The sequence below is a fragment of the Serratia sp. AKBS12 genome (assembly GCF_024793895.1).
GTDB lineage: Bacteria > Pseudomonadota > Gammaproteobacteria > Enterobacterales > Enterobacteriaceae > Serratia_F.
On the sequence record NZ_JANUSB010000006.1, the window covers coordinates 1 to 24,581 of the forward strand.

General features: G+C 57.1%; 18 protein-coding genes, 1 rRNA gene and 1 riboswitch. Of the genes, 6 read left to right on the forward strand and 13 right to left on the reverse strand.

Annotation, left to right across the window (positions count from 1 at the left end):
• From NYE85_RS04010 to btuB, 3 genes are all read right to left on the reverse strand, one after another.
• Positions 1 to 169: ribosomal RNA gene (locus tag NYE85_RS04010) — 16S ribosomal RNA — on the reverse strand; the annotation flags it as partial.
• Positions 170 to 556: 387 nt separating this feature from the next.
• Entirely contained in the window at positions 557 to 1,420 is an 864-nt protein-coding gene (murI, locus tag NYE85_RS04015) for a glutamate racemase (RefSeq protein ID WP_259003096.1), read from the reverse strand.
• Positions 1,365 to 3,230 carry a TonB-dependent vitamin B12 receptor BtuB gene (gene btuB / locus NYE85_RS04020; protein WP_259003097.1) on the reverse strand — a complete coding sequence of 622 codons (1,866 nt, stop codon included), beginning with the start codon at positions 3,228 to 3,230 and terminating at the stop codon, positions 1,365 to 1,367. The genes murI and btuB overlap by 56 nt, the downstream gene beginning before the upstream one ends.
• A 68-nt stretch (positions 3,231 to 3,298) precedes the next feature.
• A riboswitch (cobalamin riboswitch) is annotated at positions 3,299 to 3,514 on the reverse strand.
• A gap of 119 nt (positions 3,515 to 3,633) precedes the next feature.
• Between btuB and trmA the strand changes: the two genes are divergently transcribed.
• A complete protein-coding gene (trmA, locus tag NYE85_RS04025) occupies positions 3,634 to 4,737 on the forward strand; it encodes a tRNA (uridine(54)-C5)-methyltransferase TrmA (RefSeq protein ID WP_259003099.1) in 1,104 nt (367 codons plus the stop codon).
• 58 nt (positions 4,738 to 4,795) lie between these two features.
• Here the strand turns inward: trmA and NYE85_RS04030 are convergent, their stop codons facing one another.
• Positions 4,796 to 5,164, reverse strand: a complete 369-nt coding sequence (locus tag NYE85_RS04030; protein ID WP_259003100.1) for a YijD family membrane protein — start codon at positions 5,162 to 5,164, stop codon at positions 4,796 to 4,798.
• 14 nt (positions 5,165 to 5,178) lie between these two features.
• Positions 5,179 to 5,811 carry an HTH-type transcriptional repressor FabR gene (gene fabR, locus NYE85_RS04035; protein ID WP_259003270.1) on the reverse strand — a complete coding sequence of 211 codons (633 nt, stop codon included), beginning with the start codon at positions 5,809 to 5,811 and terminating at the stop codon, positions 5,179 to 5,181.
• Between the two features lie 217 nt (positions 5,812 to 6,028).
• Here fabR and sthA point away from each other — a divergent pair, with 217 nt between their 5' ends.
• Complete coding sequence (gene sthA / locus NYE85_RS04040) at positions 6,029 to 7,426, forward strand: Si-specific NAD(P)(+) transhydrogenase (RefSeq protein ID WP_259003101.1); 1,398 nt, start codon at positions 6,029 to 6,031, stop codon at positions 7,424 to 7,426.
• On the opposite strand, the gene oxyR is transcribed toward sthA, so the two are convergent.
• Positions 7,409 to 8,326: a DNA-binding transcriptional regulator OxyR gene (gene oxyR / locus NYE85_RS04045; RefSeq protein WP_259003102.1), complete on the reverse strand. Its 918-nt coding sequence runs from the start codon at positions 8,324 to 8,326 to the stop codon at positions 7,409 to 7,411. The genes sthA and oxyR overlap by 18 nt on opposite strands.
• A 151-nt stretch (positions 8,327 to 8,477) precedes the next feature.
• On the opposite strand from oxyR, the gene NYE85_RS04050 reads away from it, so the two are divergent.
• Together NYE85_RS04050 and NYE85_RS04055 are read left to right on the forward strand one after the other, a co-directional pair.
• Positions 8,478 to 9,209, forward strand: coding sequence for a glutathione peroxidase (locus NYE85_RS04050; protein WP_259003104.1), 732 nt, complete (start codon positions 8,478 to 8,480; stop codon positions 9,207 to 9,209).
• Positions 9,210 to 9,294: 85 nt separating this feature from the next.
• Positions 9,295 to 10,743, forward strand: a complete 1,449-nt coding sequence (locus NYE85_RS04055; RefSeq protein WP_259003105.1) for a dihydrolipoyl dehydrogenase — start codon at positions 9,295 to 9,297, stop codon at positions 10,741 to 10,743.
• 198 nt (positions 10,744 to 10,941) lie between these two features.
• Here NYE85_RS04055 and argH read toward each other — a convergent pair whose 3' ends face one another.
• The 4 genes from argH to argC form a co-directional block, all read right to left on the reverse strand.
• Positions 10,942 to 12,315, reverse strand: a complete 1,374-nt coding sequence (argH, locus tag NYE85_RS04060) for an argininosuccinate lyase (RefSeq protein ID WP_259003106.1) — start codon at positions 12,313 to 12,315, stop codon at positions 10,942 to 10,944.
• 88 nt (positions 12,316 to 12,403) lie between these two features.
• Positions 12,404 to 13,621 (reverse strand): argininosuccinate synthase, encoded by a 1,218-nt coding sequence (locus NYE85_RS04065; protein ID WP_259003107.1) that lies wholly within the window; start codon positions 13,619 to 13,621, stop codon positions 12,404 to 12,406.
• A gap of 27 nt (positions 13,622 to 13,648) precedes the next feature.
• On the reverse strand, positions 13,649 to 14,422 hold the full coding sequence (argB, locus tag NYE85_RS04070) for an acetylglutamate kinase (protein ID WP_259003109.1): 774 nt from the start codon (positions 14,420 to 14,422) through the stop codon (positions 13,649 to 13,651).
• Between the two features lie 20 nt (positions 14,423 to 14,442).
• Entirely contained in the window at positions 14,443 to 15,447 is a 1,005-nt protein-coding gene (argC, locus tag NYE85_RS04075) for an N-acetyl-gamma-glutamyl-phosphate reductase (RefSeq protein ID WP_259003111.1), read from the reverse strand.
• A 217-nt stretch (positions 15,448 to 15,664) separates the two neighbouring features.
• Between argC and argE the strand changes: the two genes are divergently transcribed.
• Both argE and ppc read left to right on the forward strand, forming a co-directional pair.
• A complete protein-coding gene (gene argE / locus NYE85_RS04080) occupies positions 15,665 to 16,810 on the forward strand; it encodes an acetylornithine deacetylase (RefSeq protein WP_259003113.1) in 1,146 nt (381 codons plus the stop codon).
• Positions 16,811 to 17,068: 258 nt separating this feature from the next.
• Entirely contained in the window at positions 17,069 to 19,714 is a 2,646-nt protein-coding gene (ppc, locus tag NYE85_RS04085; protein ID WP_259003115.1) for a phosphoenolpyruvate carboxylase, read from the forward strand.
• A 95-nt stretch (positions 19,715 to 19,809) separates the two neighbouring features.
• Here the strand turns inward: ppc and metF are convergent, their stop codons facing one another.
• The 3 genes from metF to metB form a co-directional block, all read right to left on the reverse strand.
• On the reverse strand, positions 19,810 to 20,706 hold the full coding sequence (gene metF / locus NYE85_RS04090; RefSeq protein WP_259003117.1) for a methylenetetrahydrofolate reductase: 897 nt from the start codon (positions 20,704 to 20,706) through the stop codon (positions 19,810 to 19,812).
• A 243-nt stretch (positions 20,707 to 20,949) separates the two neighbouring features.
• Positions 20,950 to 23,385: a bifunctional aspartate kinase/homoserine dehydrogenase II gene (locus NYE85_RS04095; protein WP_259003119.1), complete on the reverse strand. Its 2,436-nt coding sequence runs from the start codon at positions 23,383 to 23,385 to the stop codon at positions 20,950 to 20,952.
• A gap of 2 nt (positions 23,386 to 23,387) precedes the next feature.
• Positions 23,388 to 24,548 carry a cystathionine gamma-synthase gene (gene metB / locus NYE85_RS04100; protein ID WP_259003121.1) on the reverse strand — a complete coding sequence of 387 codons (1,161 nt, stop codon included), beginning with the start codon at positions 24,546 to 24,548 and terminating at the stop codon, positions 23,388 to 23,390.
• Positions 24,549 to 24,581: the final 33 nt, after the last annotated feature.

Genomic DNA, 24,581 nt, shown 5'->3' on the forward strand with positions numbered 1-24,581 from the left:
GCCACCGTTTCCAGTGGTTATCCCCCTCCATCGGGCAGTTTCCCAGACATTACTCACCCGTCCGCCGCTCGTCACCCGGAGAGCAAGCTCTCCTGTGCTACCGCTCGACTTGCATGTGTTAGGCCTGCCGCCAGCGTTCAATCTGAGCCATGATCAAACTCTTCAATTAAAAGCTTGATTTGCTTCAACTCGTGAAGCGGTGCTCAAAGATTCACTAAATGAATTTTACTTCAGTAGTCACTCTTCAAGACTTGATATTTTTTTGCTGCCGAAGCAGCTGGATATCGTCTTGTGAGTGCCCACACAGATTGTCTGATAAATTGTTAAAGAGCATCGCCGGAGATAAAACTCATCGGCGCGGGCTGCGTATACTACGCTTTTCGCCCTGAGAGTCAAGCGTTTATTTCGCTTTCGTCTCACTGACTGGGTGGTGCGTCCTGCGCTTAAGCAGTCGTTGTTCCCGGTCAGTGGAGGCGCATTATAGGGAGTTCTCAGAAGGCCGCAACCCCTAATTTCAAAAAACTTTTCAACCGTCGAACATTTAATCAAATCGCCTTTATATCGCCAGTTTTTTCAACGAATTGAAGCCATAACTCTGTAAAACGGGCAATAAAGCGTCAGTATCGTCATTTAACGCCATACAATAGGCAACGTTCTCTTCTTGGGATGAATGCAAATTTTCCTGTGACGAGATCAGCCACGCAGCCCGACGGGCAATTGCCGCACCGGAATCCACCAGACGGGTGCCCTCCGGTAATACCTGCACCAGTTCGTCGGCCAACAACGGGAAATGGGTGCAACCCAATACTACCGTATCCGGCGGCTCTCGCATGCTGAGCCACGGTTGCAGGATCTTCTTCAATGCCGGCAACGGCACCTCTTCGCCATGCAGCTTTGCTTCTGCCAGTTCAACCAGCTCCGAAGAACCCAGCAGTTCGATTTTGCAGTCGGTGGCAAAACGGGCGATCAACTCATGGGTATAGGTACGCTGTACGGTACCGCGCGTCGCCAGCAGGCCAACGATGCCGTTGGCGGTCAACTTGGCGGCCGGCTTGATGGCCGGCACTACGCCCACAACCGGGAAACTGAAACGTGCGCGCAGGGCTGGCAGGGAAACGGTGCTGGCGGTATTGCAGGCAATAATGACAATAGCCAACGGGTAACGTTGCTGCACCGCGCCGACAATCTCCAACACCCGCTCAACGATAAACTCTTCGGACTTCTCGCCATAAGGAAACGCCACGTTATCGAAAGCGTATATATAGTGCAGGTCCGGCAGCAATTGCCGGACCTCTTGATACACCGAAAGCCCACCGACGCCGGAATCAAATACCAACACCGTCGGGCGCGGGGTCGCGGTGGAGTTAGAAGGTATAGCTTCCAGTGAGATAGTATTCTCTTCCTGGAGTAGCGTAGCCATATGCCGTCTCGTAATCTTTATCAAACAGGTTGGCAATTCTACCACGAACTGTCAGATGTGATGTGACTGGATACGAAACTGCGAGATCCCACAGGCTGACGCCGCCGAGTTTGACCGTCTCGCTCGGGTAGCTACTGTAATCTTTGTCAAAACGCTGCCCCAGGTATCGATAGGTCACTGCCCAGTCGAGGTCATAGACCTGCCAATCCAGTTCATACTTTACCTGCTGCTTGGCGCGGCGTAACAGAACCTCGTTGGTTTTGGCATTGCGCGGGTCAACGTAGTCGTAGCCAATCTGATGCGTCAGCAGGCCGGTTTCAAACGAAGCTGTTGCCTCAACGCCTTTGATGGTCGCTTTACCGATGTTGTAATAACGGTAACTCACCGGGTCACTGTCGATCAGGTTGTCAATGTCATTACGATAAGCGGACACGCGCCAGGTCACCGGTCCTGTCAGCCCTTCGAAGCCGCCCTCCCACTGCTTGCTTTCTTCTGGTTTCAAATCGCGATTGCCATAAAAGTCGCTATACAGCTGACCCATGTTTGGCGCTTTGAAGGCGGTGCCGTAAGAGCCCACCAGGCGATACCCTTCAACAAACTCCCAGGCCGCGCTGGTCTGCCAGGTGCCGTGCCAGCCAAATTCGGAGTTGTCGTCACCGCGTACAGCGGCTTCCAGCGTCACCGGGCCAACCAGTTGCTGCCCGGTCAGGTACAGACCCGTATTGCGCTGGCTTTTCTCTTCGGTCACCGAGGCGGTATTCGGCTTGATTTTCTGATCCTGCCAGTCGGCTCCGGCACTCACCGTGCCACGCCCAATCTGCAGCGTGTTGCCCCATTGCAGGTTGTACTGCTCCACATCATCCAGTCGCGCCGAACTGGCGTACTGGCCCAAACGCGGATCATAGTTGTAGTCTTTACTGTGGCTGTAGCTGCCGATCAATTGCGTCGCATAAATGCCCTGCTGGTAACGCACTCCACTGTCCCAGGTCTGGCTATAAAGCTTGCGTGTGTCCACCAGCGCCGCGCCCGGGGAATAATAGCTATCATAGGCCGTACGGTTGTCATAGCCGTAACCGCGCACGAAACCGCTGAACTGTTCGGTAAACTGGTGCTGTATGGCGCCATACAGCGACTTGCTCATGAAACCGTCGCGATCCTGCTGGCTTTGCATGCCGGTATTGCCATAAGCCACTACGTCATACCCTTTGGTATAGGTGTAGTTACCCGCCAGCGTTGCCACGGTGTCGTCACCCAATGGTTGCTGGGTCGATGCGTCATACGCCTGATAGCCGTTGGAACCCAGCCCGGCGGAAAGCGTCGTGCCGTTCTTTTCTCGCGTGGTGATAATGTTGACTACGCCGCCTATCGCGTCGGAGCCATACACCGCAGAGCGCGGCCCACGGATATATTCAATTTTCTGCACCAGCGAAACAGGGATTTGACTGAGATCGGAAGAGCCGCTGACGCCGGCCTGATTCAGGCGGATGCCGTCGATCAGTACCAGCACATGGCTGGAATTGGTGCCGCGAACAAACAGCGAGCTGTTTTGCCCCAAGCCACCGTTCTGGGCGATATCTACCCCCGGCAGACGACGCATCACGTCGGTCAGGCTTTTGGCCTGCCAGCGGTCGATATCATTACGGGTGACGACAGAGGTCGGCGCCAGAACCGAAGATACCGGCTGAGGGAAACGGTTGGCGGTAACGACCAGATTATCGCTGTGGTTGGCCGTGGTGTTGTCTTGCGCCCATCCAGAAAAGGCCGTAACGGAGGTAACCACCGACAGCAGCGTTTTTTTTATCATTGTCATTGGGAAAAGCATCCAAACATATCTGCGGATGCCGCAGGTTCATGGACTGGTGATTCGCGCAGTCATGAATAATGCGACGTAGTACCGGCAGGTCTTCGGGCTTGGGAGTTGTCGATTGCGCAATCCAATCGACACCGGGCGATGACTTCCCGTCCAGCAGTGGACAGTGTCTGCATTAATATATGCTATCGCCGTGACTTCCCCTTACCGCTGCGCGTCAGCTCCGGATTCTCACCGGATTCCCTTTTCACTCACTGCTTGAGGCCGGACAGCAATGCTACGATCAATGTAAATAGATGTCTAGACTTCCAATAATGTAACAAATAATAAGGCTGACAAAACTGGACTTCACTGCCCAATTCCCTACAATCCCCGCAGATCCAATTTGACTGACGAGAAGACCATGACGCCCGAGAAACTGCCTATTGAACGCTACGACGAACAGCTGACGGAGAAAATCCAACGGTTGACGTCCATGATGTCGCCGTTCGGGGCACCCGAGCCGGAAGTGTTCCGCTCGCCAGTGAGCCATTATCGTATGCGCGCCGAATTCCGCATCTGGCACGACGATGATGAGATGTACCACATCATGTTCGATCAGCAGACCAAGCAGCGGATCCGCGTTGACCGCTTTCCCGCCGCCAGCGAACTGATCAACCGCCTGATGACCGCGCTGATCGCCGCCGTCAAACCGCAGCCCGTTCTGCGCCGCAAGCTGTTCCAGATCGACTACCTGTCAACCCAAAGCGGTAAAATCATCGCGTCGCTGCTGTATCACCGCAAGCTGGACGATGAATGGCAACGGCACGCGGAGCAACTGCGCGATGATCTGCGTGCCCAGGGCTTCGATCTGCAACTGATTGGCCGCGCCTCTAAAATGAAAATCCCCCTGGATCACGATTATATCGATGAAGTGCTGCCGGTCGCAGGACGCGACATGATTTACCGCCAGGTGGAAAACAGTTTCACCCAGCCCAACGCGGCGATAAACGTTGCCATGCTGGAATGGGCGCTGGACGTCACACGGCATGCCAAGGGTGATTTGCTGGAACTGTACTGCGGCAACGGTAACTTTTCTCTGGCACTGGCGCGCAATTTCGATCGCGTGCTGGCAACGGAAATCGCCAAGCCATCGGTGGCGGCCGCACAATACAATATTGCCGCCAACCAGGTAGATAATGTGCAAATCATTCGTATGGCAGCGGAAGAGTTTACCCAGGCGATGAATGGCGTACGCAGCTTTAATCGTCTGCAGGGCATTGATTTGAGCAGCTATAACTGTGAGACGATTTTTGTCGATCCGCCGCGTAGTGGACTGGATGACGACACGGTGAAGATGGTACAGGCCTATCCACGCATCCTGTATATTTCCTGCAACCCGGAGACACTGAGCGCCAACCTGGGTACCTTGCAGGCAACGCATGACATTACCCGCCTGGCGCTGTTCGATCAGTTCCCCTACACCCACCATATGGAATGCGGCGTACTGTTGGAAAAACGCGTCTGACGCCGACTCCTGGCGGCGCCCAACAGCAATAAGGCCCGGGACAACCGGGCCGATAGCGTTATGGCTGCGATTGACCACCCAGCGTCTTGCGCGCCTTCAGTTTGATGCCAATCCACAGCACCAGCACCACGCAAAGAATCGACGGCAGGAAGTTCGAACCGATTTGCGGATATTCCGCACGTACGATGGCGCTGTACAGCAATAAACCCAGCACGAAGCACGCCGCGGCCAGCTTGGGCATGCCGTCCGGCATCACTCGGTTAAGGTAACGCTGATGCAGGCAATATACTGCCAGCACCAGTGCGATCAGCGGGAAGATCGTAAACGGGACCACCGAGCTGAACAACGCGGCGAAAGAACCGTTGATCGAAAGGCCGGCAATCAACGCCAGCAGTAAGGTGCCATTCTCACGGCCTGGTTTTTCCATTACTTTTTACCTTCTTATACGTGGGTGACAGATGATCTTTCTTGCTCGCGGCGATACCAGTAATAGGCTCCTTTGGAAATCATCCGCAATTGCAGTACCAGCCGCTCCTCCAACTGACGCCGCTGCTCGAGGTCGATATCCAACGCTTCAGCGCCGGCGCTGAACACGATGGTGACCATGGCTTCGGCCTGCGCTTCGGTGAAGCTGCGTGGCATATGGTTTTCCAGTTCGAGGTAATCCGCCAGTTCGGCGATAAAATGCTGGATTTCGCGCGCAACCGCCGCGCGGAAAGCCGCGGACGTACCGGAGCGCTCACGCAGCAACAGGCGAAAAGCATTGGGGTTATTGCCAATGAACTCCATAAACGTCGAGACCGAGGTGCGGATCACGCTGCCGCCTTTGGCAATGCGCTGGCGAGCCTGCCGCATCAGCTGGCGCAGCATCAGGCCGCTCTCGTCGACCATGGTCAACCCCAGTTCATCTACATCGCGGAAGTGACGATAAAACGAGGTTGGCGCAATACCCGCCTCGCGAGAAACCTCTCGCAGACTCAGACTGGCAAAACTGCGCTCGGCGCTCAGCTGGCTGAACGCCGCTTCGATCAAAGAGCGACGCGTCCGTTCTTTTTGTTGTGCTCTGACGCCCATATGCATATCCAGATAAATTCCATTCACTCAGTCTAACGCCGTAAGGGTGGCAATATAGCAAATTTTATTGCAACAGCATTTATACAAACGCGCCTGCTCACAATTCCAACCCGTACAGATTGTGCTTTGCCTCAAAAAGCCTAATGGTGATTGGGCGCACAGCGCTATGATGTTAAGATACCGTTGTAATTTTGTATAAGAATAGGTCTAACCTCATATGCAACAGCACTATCAATTTGATGCCATTGTTATCGGCTCGGGCCCTGGTGGTGAAGGCGCCGCCATGGGACTGGTTAAACAAGGCGCCCGAGTGGCGGTGATCGAACGATTCAATAATGTCGGCGGCGGCTGTACCCATTGGGGGACTATCCCGTCCAAAGCCCTCCGCCACGCCGTCAGCCGTATTATCGAATTCAACCAGAACCCGCTCTACAATAACTCCCGCACGCTCAGCGCCACCTTCCCTGACATTCTCCGCCACGCCGACAACGTTATTAACCAGCAAACCCGCATGCGCCAAGGCTTTTACGAGCGCAACCAGTGCAAACTGTTTGCCGGCGATGCGCGTTTCATTGACGCCAATACCGTCAGCGTTACCTATCAGGACGGCACCCAGGACACCATCCGCGCCGATCACATCGTGATCGCCTGCGGCTCGCGGCCATATCATCCGGCCAGCGTTGATTTTAACCATTCGCGCATTTATGACAGTGATTCCATTCTCGAATTGAGCCATGAACCACGCCACGTCATTATCTATGGCGCCGGGGTGATCGGCTGCGAATACGCCTCGATTTTCCGCGGCCTGAACGTCAAGGTCGATCTGATCAACACCCGCGACCGGTTGCTGGCATTCCTCGATCAGGAAATGTCGGATTCACTGTCTTATCACTTCTGGAACAATGGCGTGGTGATCCGTCACAACGAAGAGTTCGAGAAAATTGAAGGCACCGAAGACGGCGTCATCGTGCATCTGAAATCTGGCAAAAAGGTGAAAGCCGACTGCCTGCTGTATGCCAACGGCCGTACCGGCAACACCGACGCGCTGGGTCTGGAAAACGTCGGGTTGGAATCCGACAGCCGCGGCCTGCTGAAGGTGAACAGCATGTACCAGACGGCGCTGGCGCATATTTATGCCGTCGGTGATGTGATTGGCTACCCAAGCCTGGCATCGGCGGCCTACGATCAGGGGCGCATTGCCGCGCAGGCCATTGCCTCCGGGGAAGCCAACGCACATCTGATTGAAGACATCCCGACCGGGATCTACACCATTCCGGAAATCAGCTCCGTCGGCAAAACCGAACAGGAACTGACGTCGATGAAGGTGCCCTACGAAGTGGGCCGCGCCCAGTTCAAGCATCTGGCGCGGGCGCAGATCGCCGGCATGAGCGTCGGCAGTCTGAAGATCCTGTTCCACCGCGATACGCTGGAAATCCTCGGCATCCACTGCTTTGGCGAGCGTGCGGCGGAGATCATCCACATCGGCCAGGCGATCATGGAACAGAAGAATGGAGGTAATACCATCGAATATTTCGTTAATACTACCTTCAACTATCCGACCATGGCCGAAGCTTACCGAGTGGCTGCGCTAAACGGCTTAAACCGCCTGTTTTAACGCCGAGCCCATGTAATTCTGCATGTGCTCGCGGATCGCCTCGGCCAACTGCTCATAGCGGCTGCGCAAAGGAGAACCGGGGCGATACACCAGGGCAATGGTGCGCTTCGGTTCCGGTTTGTAGCAGTCGAGATAGCACACGCCGTCGCGCTCGCGCGCATTTGGTACCGCCAATGACGGCAACAGCGTAATTCCGCTGCCAGCCGCGACCATATTACGCAGCGTTTCAAGACTGGTGGCGCGGAAATGGGTGTCTTCATCCGCGCCGGCCTGGAAACAGAAGCCCATCGCCTGATCGCGCAGGCAGTGCCCGTCTTCCAGCATCAGCAGTTTTTCGCCCGCCAGATCGGGCATCGCCACGCGTTCACGCTGCGCCCATGGGTGATCCGAATACACCGCCAATTTCATCGGTTCATCAAACAGCGGCACTTCAATAAACGCTTCGGTTTCCTTCACCAGCGCCAGAATGGCACAGTCCAGCTTGCCGCTGTCGAGCTGCGCCAGCAACTGCTGGGTTTGCGCTTCGTGCAGGTACATTTCCAGCTTCGGGAACGTTTTATGTAACGTCGGGATAATCTGCGGCAGCAGATATGGCCCAACGGTTGGGATCAGGCCAATGTGCAGCGGCCCCGACATGGCTTCCCCCTGCTGGCTAGCCATTTCTTTCAGCACCTTGACTTCCCGCAGTACGGTACGCGCCTGCTCCACCAGCAGCAGACCCGCCTGGGTGAACAGCACCTTACGGCTGGTGCGTTCCAGCAGCATTACGCCCAGTTCGTCCTCCAGTTTACGGATCTGCCCGCTGAGCGTCGGTTGACTGACATGGCATGAGTCGGCAGCGCGCCGGAAGTGGCGGTGCTCGGCCAAGGCGACCAGGTATTCTAAATCACGAATATTCATTGTTTCCCTCCAGGCCACGATAGCTCGTAGCGATAGATAAGATAGCAATCAGCGATTAGATCTATCAAGCCCTAGCGTGAATAATGTCCACCAAGCAAACGACATGACGTCAACGGCAAAAAATTATTTTTCCTAATTAAGGGGTTATTCAATGTTTACCAGTCAAGAAGGCAAAAAAGTCCCTCAGGTTACTTTCCACACTCGCCAGGGCGACCAATGGATTGATGTAACCACTGATGACCTGTTCAAAAACAAAACCATGATTGTGTTCTCACTGCCGGGCGCGTTCACGCCAACCTGCTCTTCCAGTCATTTGCCACGTTATAACGAGCTGTCCAACGTGTTCAAACAGCACGGCGTCGACGGCATCCTGTGCGTATCCGTCAATGACACCTTCGTAATGAACGCCTGGAAAGCCGATCAACACGCTGAAAACATCACCTTTGTGCCAGACGGCAACGGCGAATTCACCAAAGGTATGAACATGCTGGTCGAAAAAGCCGATCTGGGCTTTGGCCCACGTTCATGGCGCTATTCGATGCTGGTGCGCAACGGCGTGGTTGAGAAAATGTTCGTTGAACCCAACAAGCCGGGCGACCCGTTTGAAGTCTCTGACGCCGACACCATGCTGAAATACCTGGCGCCGGAATTCAAAGTGCAGGAATCCGTTTCCGTGTTTACCAAGCCTGGCTGTCCGTTCTGCGCCAAGGCAAAACAGATGCTGCAAGAACGCGGTATTCAGTATGAAGAAATCGTGCTGGGCAAAGATGCCACCACCGTCAGCCTTCGCGCCGTCAGCGGCCGCGCTACCGTACCGCAGGTGTTCATCGGCGGGCGTCACATTGGCGGCAGCGACGATCTGGAATCATTCCTGTCAGCCTGATTTATAAGTAAAAGCAAATCCAACGTGAACGTTTGGCGGGCTCAGTGAAATGACCCGCCTTTTTTTATCCTAGCGGAGTGTTGACATGAAACAGCTGAATGTAGACGTCGCGGTGATCGGCGGCGGTACCGCCGGACTTGGCGCTTACCGCGCTGCCAAACTTTCCACCCCGAACGTGGTGATGATTGAAGGCGGTCCCTACGGTACCACCTGCGCGCGCGTGGGCTGCATGCCTTCCAAGCTGCTGATTGCCGCGGCAGAAGCGGTGCACCACATCGAACGCGCTCCTGGTTTCGGCGTGCATCCGGCGGGTAAAACCACGGTCAATGGCCGCGAAGTGATGGCGCGAGTCAAACGTGAACGCGACCGGTTCGTCGGTTTCGTGCTGGAAGGCGTCGACAGCATTCCGGCAGCCGATAAAATCAGCGGTTATGCCCGCTTTATTGACGACAATACCCTGCAGGTAGACGATCATACCCGCATTACTGCCCAGCGCATCGTCATCGCTACCGGTTCGCGCCCCAGTTGGCCGGCCGCCTGGGACTCTCTTGGCGATCGCCTGATCGTCAACGATCGGGTGTTCGATTGGGACGATCTACCGCAGGCGGTGGCGGTGTTCGGCCCCGGCGTCATCGGTCTGGAGCTGGGTCAGGCACTGCATCGTCTGGGAGTGGAAACCAAAGTGTTCGGCGTCGGTGGCGCGGTGGGTCCGTTGACCGACAGCGCGGTGCGCCACTACGCCAGCCAGACGCTGGGGGAGGAGTTTTACCTCGATCCAGACGTCAAAATAGACATGATGCAGCGTGAAGGCGATCGGGTCTTCATCCGCTATCAGGGGCAGGACGGCAGCCCGCAGGAAATTCTGGTGGATTATGTATTGGCCGCTACCGGTCGCCGGCCCAATGTGGATAAGCTGGGGCTGGAAAACACCCATCTGGAGCTGGACGCCAAAGGCGTGCCGCAGGCCGATCGCCTGACCATGCAGACCAGCGTGCCACATATCTTCATTGCCGGCGATGCCAGTAACCAGTTGCCGCTGCTGCATGAAGCCAGCGATCAGGCGCGCATTGCCGGGGAAAACGCCGGCAGCTACCCGGAAGTCAAACCGGGGCTGCGCCGCAGCACGATTTCAGTGGTGTTCTCCGATCCGCAAATCGCCATGGTCGGAGCCACCTTCCGCGAACTCAGCCAGAAATTCAGCGCCTGCGGCTGCTTTGAGGTCGGCGCCGTGTCGTTCGAAAACCAGGGGCGTTCACGCGTCATGCTGCGTAACAAGGGCATGCTGCATGTCTACGGCGAGCAGGGCAGCGGTCGCTTCCTGGGTGCCGAAATGATTGGCCCGGACGCCGAACACATCGCGCATCTGCTGGCCTGGGCGCATCAACAGCAGATGACCATCAATCAAATGCTGGATATGCCGTTCTACCATCCGGTGATTGAAGAAGGGCTGCGTACCGCGCTGCGCGACTTGCAGGCCAAGCTGAAACTGGGGGCCGCCGAATCCGAACGCTGCCAACGCTGTCCGGGCGAGTAATCCCACCGGCAAAGTCATCTCACTAACCGGGCGCTCGGCTGGTACTACGCCAGCTTCCAGTACCGGCGGCTGGCGATGAACGCCATGGAAGACGGCGTCAGCCTGGATCGCTATCTGCACACCGGTCTCGCTGGCTGAGACAAAAGCAAAAGGCGCAGCATCATGCCGCGCCTTTACGATGTTCACGGGGCTTTGGCGTTACCCCAGGCGCTGTTTTGCCGCGGCAATGGCGCTGGCGACCTGCTGCGGCGATACGCCGCCTTTGGCGGCACGCTTGTCGAGACACGATTGCAGCGACAGGATCGGATACACGTCGTCGCCAATCACGCTGCTGAACTTCTGCAAGTCCGCCAGCGGCAATGCTTCGAGCGCTTTGCCCTGCCCAATAGCCTCCACTACCGCCTCGCCGACGATATGGTGTGCTTCACGGAACGGCAGACCTTTGGCAACCAGATAATCCGCCAGTTCGGTGGCGTTGGCATAGCCCTGTTCCGCCGCTTCCTGACAACGTGGACGCTTCACCTGGATACCGTCCAGCACCAGTGCCGCCATCTGCAGGCAGTCCATCCAGGTGTCGAGCGCATCGAACAGCCCTTCTTTATCTTCCTGCATGTCCTTGTTATAGGCCAACGGCAGGCCTTTCAGCGTCATCATCATACCGGTCAATGCGCCCTGCACGCGGCCGCATTTGCCACGGATCAGTTCCAGCGCATCCGGATTTTTTTTCTGCGGCATCAGGGAAGAGCCGGAAGTCACCCGATCGGAAAGTTCGACAAACGCCGCTTCGCCACTATTGAAGAAGATCAGATCTTCGGCAAAACGCGACAGATGGACCATGCTGATCGACGCATTAGACAACAGTTCCAGCACGTGATCGCGGTCGGACACGCTGTCCAGGCTGTTACGGGTTGCCGATGCAAAACCCAGCCAGCCAGCCAACTGTTCACGATCGATCGGGTATGCGGTACCGGCTAGCGCGCCGCTGCCCAACGGGCTGACGTCCAGACGCTTCAGAGTATCCTGCAGGCGGCTTTCGTCGCGCGCCAGCATTTCGACATACGCCAGGCACCAGTGTGCGAAGGTCACCGGCTGTGCACGTTGCAGATGGGTATATCCCGGCATCACCGCGTCCTGATTGGCGTCAGCGGTTGCTACCAGTGCCTGCTGCAATTGCACAATGGCCTGGTGCAGATCGCCGATCTGCTGTTTACACCACAGTTTCAGGTCAGTCGCCACCTGGTCGTTACGGCTACGCCCGGTGTGCAGCTTCTTGCCCAGATCGCCGACTTTGTCGATCAACTGCTGCTCCACCCAGCTGTGAATATCTTCCGCATCGCTTTGCACAATGGCCAACGGATCGGCCTGTACCTGTTGCAGCAATGCGTTCAATGCCTGTTCCAGTTGCTGCTGTTCCTGCGCCGTAAGTACGTTGACGGTCACCAGCGCTTTTGACCAGGCCACGGAGCCAACGATATCCTGCTCTGCCAGACGATAGTCGAAACGCAGTGAGTCATTTAAGTGTTTGAACCGCTGATCCGCCGCCTGACTGAACCGTCCGCCCCAAAGTGCCATAATCTTGCTCCTGAATATTTTATGCTTGTCGCTCAGAACATCAGGGGGCGCAACGGCTTGCGCCCCTCAAAGTCACCGCCGAGAAAACTTACTTTTTCTTTTCGTTCAGCGCACGGATGCGTGAAGACAGCGAGAACAGACGGATAAAACCGCCGGCATGGCTGTGATCGTAAACTTCGTCTTCGCCGAAGGTGGCAAACTCTTCCGAATACAGGCTGTTGGTGGATTTCTTCTGAATCGCCGTAACCTGGCCTTTGTACAGCTGCAGTACGACTTCACCGTTAACCTCTTCCGCCAGCGCTTCGGCCGAGGCCTGGATGGAGCGACGCAGCGGCGCAAACCAGCGCCCGTCGTAAACCACATAGGACATTTCCAAGCCCAGCTGTTCACGCCATTTGAAGCTGTCACGATCCAGAACCAACTGCTCGATGCCACGCAGCGCCGCAACCATGATGGTGCCGCCCGGGGTTTCGTAGCAGCCGCGGGACTTGATGCCCACCAGCCGGTTTTCCACGATGTCGATACGACCCACGCCATGTTTGGCGCCCAGCACGTTCAGTTTTTCCAGGCATTGGTACGGCGTCAACGCTTCGCCATTCACCGCCACCACGCGGCCTTTTTCCACGCTGATGGTGACTTGTTCAGGCTGGTCCGGCGCGTCCTGTGGATCAACGGTCCATACCCAGCAATCTTTGTTCGGCGCGTTCCACGGGCTTTCCAGCACGCCGCCTTCGGTGGAAATGTGCCAGGCGTTTTCGTCACGGCTGTAAATCTTTTCCAGCGATGCGGTCGTCGGAATATTGCGCTCTTTCAGGTAATCCAACAGCGCTTCACGGGAACGCAGGTTCCATTCACGCCACGGCGCCACCACTTTCAGCTGCGGTGCCAGCGCGGTGTAGGTGGTTTCGAAACGCACCTGATCGTTGCCCTTGCCGGTCGCGCCATGGCACAGCGCATCGGCACCCACCTTCAGCGCCAGCTCAACCTGCGCCTTGGCAATGATCGGCCGCGCCATCGAGGTTCCCAGCAGATAGGTACCTTCATACAACGCGCCGGTCTGCAGCACAGGATAAACATAATCGCGAATAAACTCTTCACGCAGATCAACCACATGGCATTCAGAGGCACCAGATTGCAGCGCTTTTTGTTCAACGCCTTCCAGATCGCCGCGCTCCTGGCCGATATCCGCAACGAAAGCAACCACTTCACAGCCGCCGTAGTTTTCTTTCAGCCACGGAATAATGGCGGAAGTATCCAGGCCACCGGAGTACGCCAGAACGATTTTTTTGATGCCTTGGTTTTGCATGGTCTTGATTCCTTTTTAATTCTTGATTTAAGCGAGGATCCGGGTGCCGATAGACTCGCCGTTAAACAGGGCCGGAAGTTTTTCCGCGTTGCGCCAGCTGGCGATATCTACCGGGCGGCCAAGGGTACGAGCTGCATCCAGCGCCGCGTTCACCTTCACCACCATACCATCGGTAATAATGCCTTGAGCGATCAGCTGTTCCGCTTTTTGCGCCGTCATTTCTGCAATACGCTGACCTTTGCCATCGAGGATACCGCTGACGTCAGACAGCAGGATCAGATCGGCGCCCAGCGTCGCGGCCAGCGCCGTCGCAGCCTGATCGGCGTTTACATTCATCAGTTGCCCTTCGGCGGTGATGCCGATCGAGCTGATTACCGGCAGGTAACCGGCCGTCAGCAGGGTCTGCACCAGCACCGGCGAGCCCGGCTGCGCGTTGCCAACGTGGCCCAGTTCCGGATCGAGCTGGGTCACGGTAACGCTGCCGCCATCCGCCAGGCTCAGGCCGACCGCATTGATTTGATGCTTCACCGCCCACGCCAGCAAGGTTTTGTTGGCGGTGCCGGCCAGCGCGCCGGTAATAATGTCGATTTGATCGGCCGGGGTAACCCGCAGGCCGTTTTTCTTCACCACCGGCAGAGCAAGCTGTTTCATCAGCTCATCCACCACGCAGCCGCCGCCGTGAACGATCACCAGCGGGCGTTGATACTGGGCGCGATAGCTGTCCAGCGCGGTAAACAAACGTTCCAGCGCTTCTTCGCTGTCTAATAGCACGCCACCTAACTTGATAATTAACGGATTCATCGCTGTTTACTCACGCTGATTTAAAGGAGTGACTGGGTTTCCGGGAACCCAAAACGAATATTCAGGCACTGCACCGCCTGCGCGGCTGCGCCTTTCAACAGATTGTCTTCCGCCGCTACGGCGATCAGGTGCTCGCCCTGCACCGCAAAGCCGATATCGCAGAACGGCAGGCCAACTACCCCCTTCAACGCCGGCACGCCGTTGGCGTATAGCCGTACCAGCGGTTTGTCGTCATAGGCGGCCTGGTAAGCAGCTGCAACCTGCTGCGCGCTCACGCCGGCCTTCAGGCGGCAGGTGATGGTGGCCAAAATACCACGCGGGAAGTTACCCAAATGTGGCGTAAAGATGACCGGCGTCCCAAGGTGCGCGACGATTTCCGGCTGATGACGGTGGTTGAAGAGGCCATACGGCTGCAGGCTGACTTCACAGAAACTGGTATTCACACTGGCCTTGCGCCCGGCGCCGCTGACGCCACTGGTGGCGTTGATCACCGGCCACTGTTCGAGATTCAACAACTGCTGTTCGAGCAGCGGTTTCAACGCCAACTGGGCGGCGGTCGGGTAGCAGCCCGGCACTGCAATCAGCTGCGCCTGTTTGATATGTTCACTCTGCCATTCCGCCAGGCCGTATACCGCCTGTTCCAGCAAATCGGCATGTTGATGTTCAAAACCGTAATACTGTTGATAAAACTCGGCGCTCTGTACGCGGAAGGCGCCGGACAGATCGAACACCACGCAGCCAGCGGCCAGAAACGCCGGTGCAATGTCATGGCTGACTTCATGGGCGGTAGCCAGGAATACCACGTCGATGCCTTTGGCCGCTTGTGCAACGTCAACCAGCGGCTGCAACGGCAGATCGACGATACCTTTCAACTGGGGGTGCAGATCGGAAAGCAATTTTCCTGCATCTGCACTTTGCGCTGAAACCGCTAAAGCGGTTATGTTCATATGTGGGTGGCGATTCAGGTAAGCCGTGAGCTCTGCTCCAGCATAGCCGCTGGCACCAACAATCAGCGTATTCAACATGTGGCCTTTCACCTTCTAAACGTGCATTGTGGTCGCTTGCGACCCCGGTAGCAGGGCTCACTCGCGTTGTTACGCCGATCGCCCACGTGGGTGAGCGTTGATGTTTTTATAAACATCCGGGCTTCGGGTTCCCTTACGCTCCAGCTTACTGTATTTTTATTCAAAATAAATGCATGAATATTGATACTATCCTAACCAAAGGCTGTCAACAGTGAAGATGAAATTACCTCCATTTATTGAGCTGTACCGGGCGTTGATCGCCACTCCTTCGATCAGTGCCACCGATGGCGCTCTCGATCAGAGTAATGAAGCATTAATCAACTTGTTGGCCGGATGGTTTAGTGATTTGGGCTTCCGTGTCGACGTACAGCCGGTACCGGACACCCGTAACAAGTTCAACCTGCTGGCAAGCATCGGCGAAGGCAGCGGCGGTCTGCTGCTGGCCGGTCACACCGATACCGTGCCCTACGATCAGGGGCGCTGGACGCGCGACCCTTTCACCCTGACCGAACACGACAACAAGCTGTACGGCCTTGGCACCGCCGACATGAAAGGGTTCTTTGCTTTTATTCTCGATGCGGTACGCGACATTGACGCCAGCAAACTGACCAGGCCGCTGTATGTGCTCGCCACCGCCGATGAAGAAACGACCATGGCCGGTGCGCGCTATTTTGCCGCCTCCAGCCAGATCCGCCCTGATTTCGCCATCATCGGCGAACCGACCTCGCTGCAACCGGTGCGAGCGCACAAGGGTCATATTTCCAATGCGATTCGTATCACCGGACAATCCGGCCACTCCAGCGATCCGGCACGCGGCGTCAATGCCATCGATTTGATGCATGAATCCATTGGCCATTTAATGGAACTGCGTAACACCCTGCAGCAACGCTACAACAATCCGGCATTTGCCGTGCCGTATCCGACGATGAACTTTGGGCATATTCATGGCGGCGATGCGGCTAACCGTATCTGTGCCTGCTGCGAATTGCATATGGATATTCGCCCGCTGCCGGGCATGACGCTGGATAACATCAACGAACTGCTGCACAGCGCGCTGGCGCCGGTCAGCGAACGCTGGCCAGGCCGGCTGACCATTGACGAACTGCACCCGCCGATCCCCGGTTATGAGTGCCCAACCGATCATCATATGGTCGCGGTGATTGAAAAGCTGCTGGGTTCGCGCACCGAAGTGGTCAACTATTGCACCGAAGCGCCTTTCGTACAGCAAGTTTGCCCGACGCTGGTGCTGGGGCCGGGTTCAATCAATCAGGCCCACCAGCCAGATGAATACATTGATACAGCCTTTATCGAGCCGACGCGCAAGCTGTTGGGCCAGTTGGTCGATCATTTCTGTCATCAATAAACCAGAGAAAAAATAGGGGCAATTCCTTATCATGTCCCTACCTATAAAGGCGTAGAACGCTCGCGCGATAAGCCAGACTGATAACCCGCGTTGCGTAATTAAATTTCAGAAAAAGCGCCGATTTTGATGTTTTTTTGCTAAAAATAGTGTCAATTGACCATTGGACAGGCACGCGATTGCATGGAACAGGCGCCCTTAGCCTCACGCGTGAAATTTACTTACAAGATAAAAATCATATCGAAATGGGTCAGGGGTTATATGAACGAACAATATTCGGCAATGCGAAGTAATGTCAGTATGCTCGGCAAATTGCTCGGCGAAACCATTAAGGAAGCGCTGGGTGAGCATATTCTCGATCGCGTTGAAACTATCCGTAAGCTTTCCAAATCGTCACGGGCCGGCAGCGAGACACACCGTCAGGAATTGCTGAACACGCTGCAAAACCTGTCCAACGACGAGCTGTTGCCGGTGGCACGCGCCTTCAGCCAGTTCCTCAATCTGACCAACGTCGCCGAGCAGTACCACAGCATTTCGCCCAACGGCGAAGCCGCCAGCAACCCGGAAGTGCTGACGCAGCTATTCAGCCGGCTGAAAGACAAACAGCTCAGCAACAAAGCGCTGCAAGACGCGGTAGATCAGCTGTCGATCGAACTGGTGCTGACCGCGCACCCGACAGAAATCACCCGCCGCACATTGATCCACAAACTGGTGGAAGTGAACAGCTGCCTCAGCCAGCTTGACCACAACGATCTGGCCGATTACGAGCGCAACAAGATCATGCGTCGTTTGCGTCAGTTGGTTGCTCAATCGTGGCATACCGACGAAATTCGCCACAACCGCCCGACGCCGATCGACGAGGCCAAATGGGGCTTTGCGGTTGTGGAAAACAGCCTGTGGGAAGGCGTCCCCGCCTTCCTGCGCGAACTGAACGAGCAGTTGGAAAACACCATCGACTACCGCCTGCCGGTAGAAGCGGTGCCGGTGCGCTTCACCTCCTGGATGGGCGGTGACCGTGACGGTAACCCGAACGTCACCGCTGAAATCACCCGCCACGTGCTGCTGCTGAGCCGTTGGAAGGCCTGCGATCTGTTCACCCGCGATATTCAGGTACTGGTTTCCGAACTGTCGATGACCGAATGCACGCCGGAACTGCGCGAGCTGGCCGGCGGTGACGCGGTACAAGAACCGTATCGTGAAATCATGAAGCGCCTGCGCAGCCAGTTGATGAGCTCACAGGCGTATCTGGAAGGCCGCCTGAAAGGTGAACGCATGCTGCGCCCGCACGATCTGCTGGTGAACAACGAGCAGCTGTGGGAACCGCTGTACGCCTGTTATCAATCGCTGGTGGCGTGTGGCATGAGCATCATCGCCAACGGCCAGCTGCTTGATACCCTGCGCCGCGTGCGCTGCTTCGGCGTACCGCTGGTGCGTATCGACGTGCGTCAGGAAAGCACCCGCCATACCGAAGCCATCGCCGAACTGACGCGCTATCTGGGGCTGGGCGACTATGAAAGCTGGTCAGAAGCGGATAAACAGGCATTCCTGATCCGCGAGTTGAATTCCAAGCGTCCACTGGTGCCGCTGAAGTGGCAACCGAGCGCAGATACGCAGGAAGTGCTGGAAACCTGTCGGGTGATCGCCGAAGCGCCGGAGGGGTCGATCGCTGCCTACGTGATTTCGATGGCGCGCACGCCGTCCGACGTGCTGGCGGTGCATCTGTTGCTGAAGGAAGCCGGTTGCCCGTTCGCGCTGCCGGTCGCCCCACTGTTCGAAACCCTCGACGACCTGAACAATGCCGACGACGTGATGACCCAGTTGCTGAATATCGACTGGTATCGCGGCTTCATTCAGGGCAAGCAAATGGTAATGATCGGCTATTCCGACTCGGCCAAGGACGCCGGCGTCATGGCGGCATCGTGGGCGCAGTATCGCGCGCAGGATGCGCTGATCAAAACCTGCGAAAAAGCCGGGGTCGCGCTGACGCTGTTCCACGGGCGCGGCGGTTCTATCGGCCGTGGCGGTGCACCGGCGCATGCTGCGTTGCTATCTCAACCGCCGGGTAGCCTGAAAGGCGGCCTGCGCGTTACCGAGCAGGGCGAAATGATCCGCTTCAAATACGGCCTGCCGGAAGTCACCATCAGCAGCCTGGCGCTGTACACCGGCGCCATTCTCGAGGCCAACCTGCTGCCACCACCGGAGCCGAAGAAAGAGTGGCGTTCGCTGATGGACGAGCTGTCCGACACCTCATGCAAAATGTACCGCGGTTACGTGCGAGAAAATCCGGACTTCGTTCCCTACTTCCGCGCCGCCACGCCGGAACTGGAGCTGGGCAAACTGCCGCTGGGTTCACGCCCGGCCAAGCGTCGCCCGAACGGCGGCGTGGAAAGCCTGCGCGCCATCCCCTGGATCTTCGCCTGGACGCAGAACCGCCTGATGCTGCCCGCCTGGCTGGGTGCCGGTGCCGGTTTGCAGGAAGCGGTGAAAGCCGGCAAGCAGGATCAGCTGGAGGCGATGTGCCGCGACTGGCCGTTCTTCTCGACACGTATCGCCATGCTGGAAATGGTGTTCGCCAAAGCCGATTTGTGGCTGGCGGAATATTACGATCAGCGTCTGGTAGACAAGTCTCTGTGGCCGTTGGGCAAACAGCTGCGCGAGCAGTTGGCCAGCGATATCAAAGTGGTGCTGACCATCGCCAACGACGACCATCTGATGGCCGATTTGCCGTGGATCGCCGAATCCATCGCACTACGCAACGTCTATACCGATCCGCTGAACGTATTGCAGGCGGAACTTCTGCACCGCTCGCGTCAGCAGGAACAGACGGGTAAAGAAGATGGACGCGTCGAACAGGCGCTGATGGTGACGATTGCCGGCGTCGCCGCCGGGATGCGCAACACCGGCTAGAGCCAGGCAGGGCGCGCTACCGCGCCCACTGCCGCCGACCGTCAGGCATAAAAAAAGCGCTGTTTAGACAGCGCTTTTTCTTTGATTACCGCTAATCAGACAACGGCCGCCGGGCGTACTCCCAGGGTGTGGCAGATGGCGTAGCTCATCTCGGCGCGGTTCAACGTATAGAAGTGGAAATCCTTTACACCTTCGCGGCTGAGGATCTTCACCATATCCATCGCAATGTTGGCACCGACCATCTTGCGTGTTTCCGGATCATCATCCAGTCCCTCGAACATGCTGGTCATCCAGCTCGGCACCCGTACATTGGTCATGGTAGCAAAACGTTGCAACTGCTTGAAATTGGATACCGGCAAAATGCCCGGCACGATCTCCACATCGATACCGGCAGCCACGCAACGATCGCGGAAACGCAGGTAACTTTCCACGTCGAAGAAAAACTGCGTGATGGCGCGGTTGGCGCCAGCATCAATCTTACGCTTCAGGTTAATCAGATCAGCCTGTGCGCTTTTGGCTTCCGGGTGCACTTCCGGGTAGGCCGCTACCGAAATGTCAAAATCTCCGACGTCTTTCAGCAGCGATACCAGATCGGTGGCATACATTTCCGGTTTGCCGCTGCCCGGCGGCAAATCGCCACGCAGTGCCACAATGTGGCGAATACCGCTGTTCCAGTAATCGCTGGCGATGGCACGTAACTGCGCCGGTGAGGCATCGATACAGGTCAGGTGCGGCGCCGCATCCAGGCCGGTACGATCCTTAATCCCCTTGATGATACTGTGGGTGCGATCGCGCTCACCGGAGTTTGCGCCGTAGGTGACGGAAACAAATTTGGGTTTGAGGCTGCTCAAACGATCGATCGACTGCCAGAGGGTGTCTTCCATTTCGCTGGTACGCGGCGGGAAAAACTCGAACGATACGTTAATCTGGCCGTTTAATTCCGCCAGGCTTTGGTTCAGCGCTTCTCGCTGGTTTGCGTGGAAAAAACTCATACCCTGTCTGCCTCTCGTCGATCGCTGTTTTATTTCATTTTAATAAGCGTCTATACGTTTAGACGTCTAGATAGAAAATGCCGCAAGTTGACTAAAGAGTCAACAGGAAAGTTGGGGCAATAAGATGATTAATCCTCATCGGCTACGCGAGAGAATTTCACGATCGGGGATAGCGCTCTGGGCACCGCGGGTAGCGCCCAGAGGCAGACAAGACGGAGAGCGCGGCAAACCGCGCTCGAAAGATTACAACAGCTGTGCCAGGCGGTTGAGATCCGACTGGATCGCCCCGGCGGTGACATCACGCCCCGCACCCGGCCCACGGATCACCAACGGGTTATCGCGATACCAGCGGCTTTCGATGGCAAACACGTTGTCGCATGGCAGCAGCGACGCCAGCGGATGCTCTGGTCGCACCGCTTCCACCCCGACGCGCGCCTTGCCGTTGGCATCGAAGCGCGCCACGTGGCGCAACACCAGCCCCATTTCACTGGCGGCTTCAAAACGTTGCAACATCTGCTGATTCAGCGCGTCGCCATTCTCAAAGAACTGATCGACCGAGCCCAGTTCCGTGCCCGCCGGCACCAGCGATTCTACCCGCACCTGATTCGGCTCGATGTCATAACCGGCCTCACGCGCCAGAATCACCAGTTTGCGCATCACGTCCTGCCCGGAAAGATCAACGCGTGGATCGGGCTCGGTCAGGCCTTGTTGCCACGCCTGATCAACCAGTTCGGTAAACGGCACCGTGCCATCGAATTGCAGGAACAGCCACGACAGCGTGCCGGAGAAAATACCGCTCAACGCCAAGATGCTGTCGCCGCTATCACGCAGATCGCGCACCGTGTAGTTCACCGGCAAACCGGCGCCCACGGTGGCGTTATACAGCCAATGGCGGCCGGTTTTAGCGAACGCGTCGCGAATCTGGCGATGGGTATCGCTACAGGAGGCGCCAGCCAGTTTGTTGGCGCTAATCACGTGGAAGCCGTAACTGGCGAAATCCAGGTACTGATCCGCCAGGTTTTCGCTGGCGGTAACGTCAAGCACCACCAGATCGTCGAACGGGTGAGCACGCATCCACAGAAACAGCGACTCTTCGTCCATTTCCTGCGCTTCATCATCAAAAAACGCCAACGCGCGGCTGGCATCCAGGCCGTCGTAATTCAGCAGGCTGCGACGGCTGTCCACCACCCCGGCCAGGATAAATTCAAAACCGGTGCGAGCAGACAGGTTTTTTTGTTCGCGCGCGAACAGTTCCAACCAGCGCGAACCAATATTGCCTTTGCCAAACAGCACCAGACCAATGCGTTTTTCGGCACGGAACAGGCTCTGGTGCAACCCCTGGATCAGCAAGCCGGTCGGCCCCTGACGCAGCACCGCCACCAGACTGATGCCGTCTTCCGCCTGCCAGATAAACTCCACCGGCTGATCTTTTAACTGCTGGTAGAAACGGTGGCTGTGCAACGGGTTTTTGCACACGCCGGCGCCAACCAGCGCCACCAGCGCCAGCCCTTCCCGCAGTTGCAATGTTCCCGGCAACGCCGCTTGTTGCAAAACGCGCAATACGCTGCCGGCCACTTCTGCGGTATAGCACAGCTGAATCAGGCTGCGATCGGGATGTATGCCAATCGACAGCGGTTTGATCTGCGCGCGTTTCAGCACCAGATCGAGCTCTTTTTGCGCCAGTTTGAAATCGTGCTGTGGTGCGACCGTCAGCTCGATCAGACAGACATCGTCATGACTGGTGACGATTTTCGCGCCAGTGCCCGAGGCCAGCACCCGCTCGATGCGCGTAGAGCCCTGCTCCGGCTGATAACTGCAACGCAGTTGCAGATCGATATCGCTACCGGATACCGGTTGCAAGGTTCGAGTGTGCAATACCGGTGCCGCCAGACGTGCCAGTTCGCTGGCCTCGTCCAGTCGCAACAGCGGCAGCAGACAGGCGTCTTTGACTTTGCGCGGATCGGCGCTGTACACGCCGGCAACATCGCTCCAGATGGTAACTCGCTCAACGCCAGCCAAGGCACCGATCTGCGTAGCGGAATAGTCGCTGCCGTTGCGCCCCAACAGCACGGTTTCACCGGCGTCGTTACGCGAAATAAATCCGGTCACTACCAGGCGTCGGCCCGGATGCTGCGCCATCAACTGCTGCAATAGCGGGTAGGATCGCCCTTCATCTACCTGCGGCTGCGCCGCACGTTCAGCGCGCAGAAAATCACGCGCATCCAGCCAGGCCGCCTGCATATCCAGTTTCTTCAGCACCTCCGCCATCAGGCGTGCCGACCAGATCTCACCGTGCCCCACCACTTCGGCATAGGTCACGTCATCGACGTTGCCGTCCAGTAATACTGCCAGACGCTCCAGATCGTGAATGAACGCCGCAATCAGCGGCTCGGCGGTTTCCGGCGGCAACAGGCCGCTAATCAGCTCACTATGGTAGCGGCGCAGCGCCTGCTGTACCTGGTGGGCGGAAAGGCGATCGCTCTGGCTCAGCTTGAGCCAGTTAATCAGTTGGTTGGTGGTGCTGCCAGCCGCCGATACCACCATCAGATCGCCCGGCTGGCTGTATTCGGCCATAATTCCGGCCACCCGCAGATAACACTTCACATCCGCCAGGCTGCTGCCGCCAAATTTGTGCAGTTGACGCCCGCTGACCGGCTCTGCTACCGCAATTGCATTCATGCTTACCTCGTTGCCGCCGCCTGGAAAGCGCGTTCCAGATCGGCAATCAAATCTTCACTGTCTTCAATACCCACGGAAATACGCAGCAGGCTTTCGGAAATGCCAGCCGCCGCTCGCGCATCCGCCGCCATACCGGCGTGGGTCATGGTCGCCGCATGCGAGATCAGGCTTTCCACCCCGCCCAGCGATTCCGCCAAAGTGAACAACTCCAGGGCCGACAGGAAACGGCGCAGTACCGCTTCGTCCCCGTCCAGCTCAAAACTGAGCATCGCGCCAAAACCGCGTTGTTGCCGGCGCGCAATCTCATGGCCTGGGTTTTCCGGCAGGGAAGGATGATACAGCTTTTTGACCAAAGGTTGCTGCTGTAAATAACCGACAATCGCATCGGCGTTGTGTTGCGCCGCCTTGATACGTGGCGACAGGGTGCGCATACCGCGTAGCAGCAGATAGCTGTCAAACGCGCCGCCGGTGACGCCTATATTATTCGCCCACCATGCCAGCTCCACCGCCAGCTCGGCATCTTTGGCAATCACCGCGCCGGCAACCACGTCAGAGTGGCCATTAAGATATTTGGTGCAGGAATGGACCACCAGATCTGCCCCCAGCGCAATCGGCTGCTGCAGCGCCGGGCTAAGGAAGGTGTTATCCACCACCGTCAGCGCCCCGGCGGCATGCGCCGCCTGACAGATGGCGGCAATGTCCACCACCCGCAGCAGCGGATTGCTAGGGCTTTCGATCAGCACCAGCTTCGGTTTCTGTGCCAGCGCCTGTTGCAGCGCAGCCTCGTCGCTCTGATCGACAAACAGTACCCGATAGGCGCCACGCTTGCTCAGGCTGTCGAATAGCCGATAGCTGCCGCCGTAACAGTCGTGTGGCGCCACCAGCAGATCGCCGGGTTGCAGTAGCACCGTCGTCACCAGATGGATCGCCGACATGCCACTGCCGGTCATCACTGCCCCGGCACCGCCTTCCAGCTCGGCCAGCGCACGCTGTACCACATCACGCGTCGGGTTGCCGCGACGCGAATAGTCATGGGCTCGCGGCTGGTTGAAGCCGGTGAAGTTATAGGTGCTGGACAGATGAATCGGCGGCACAACGCAACCAAACTGCTGGTCATCGTTCAGGCCGCTGCGCACGGCGATGGTGGCGGGTTTACGCGTCATTAGGGGCTCGGCTCTCGAATACGGTGAATGAGG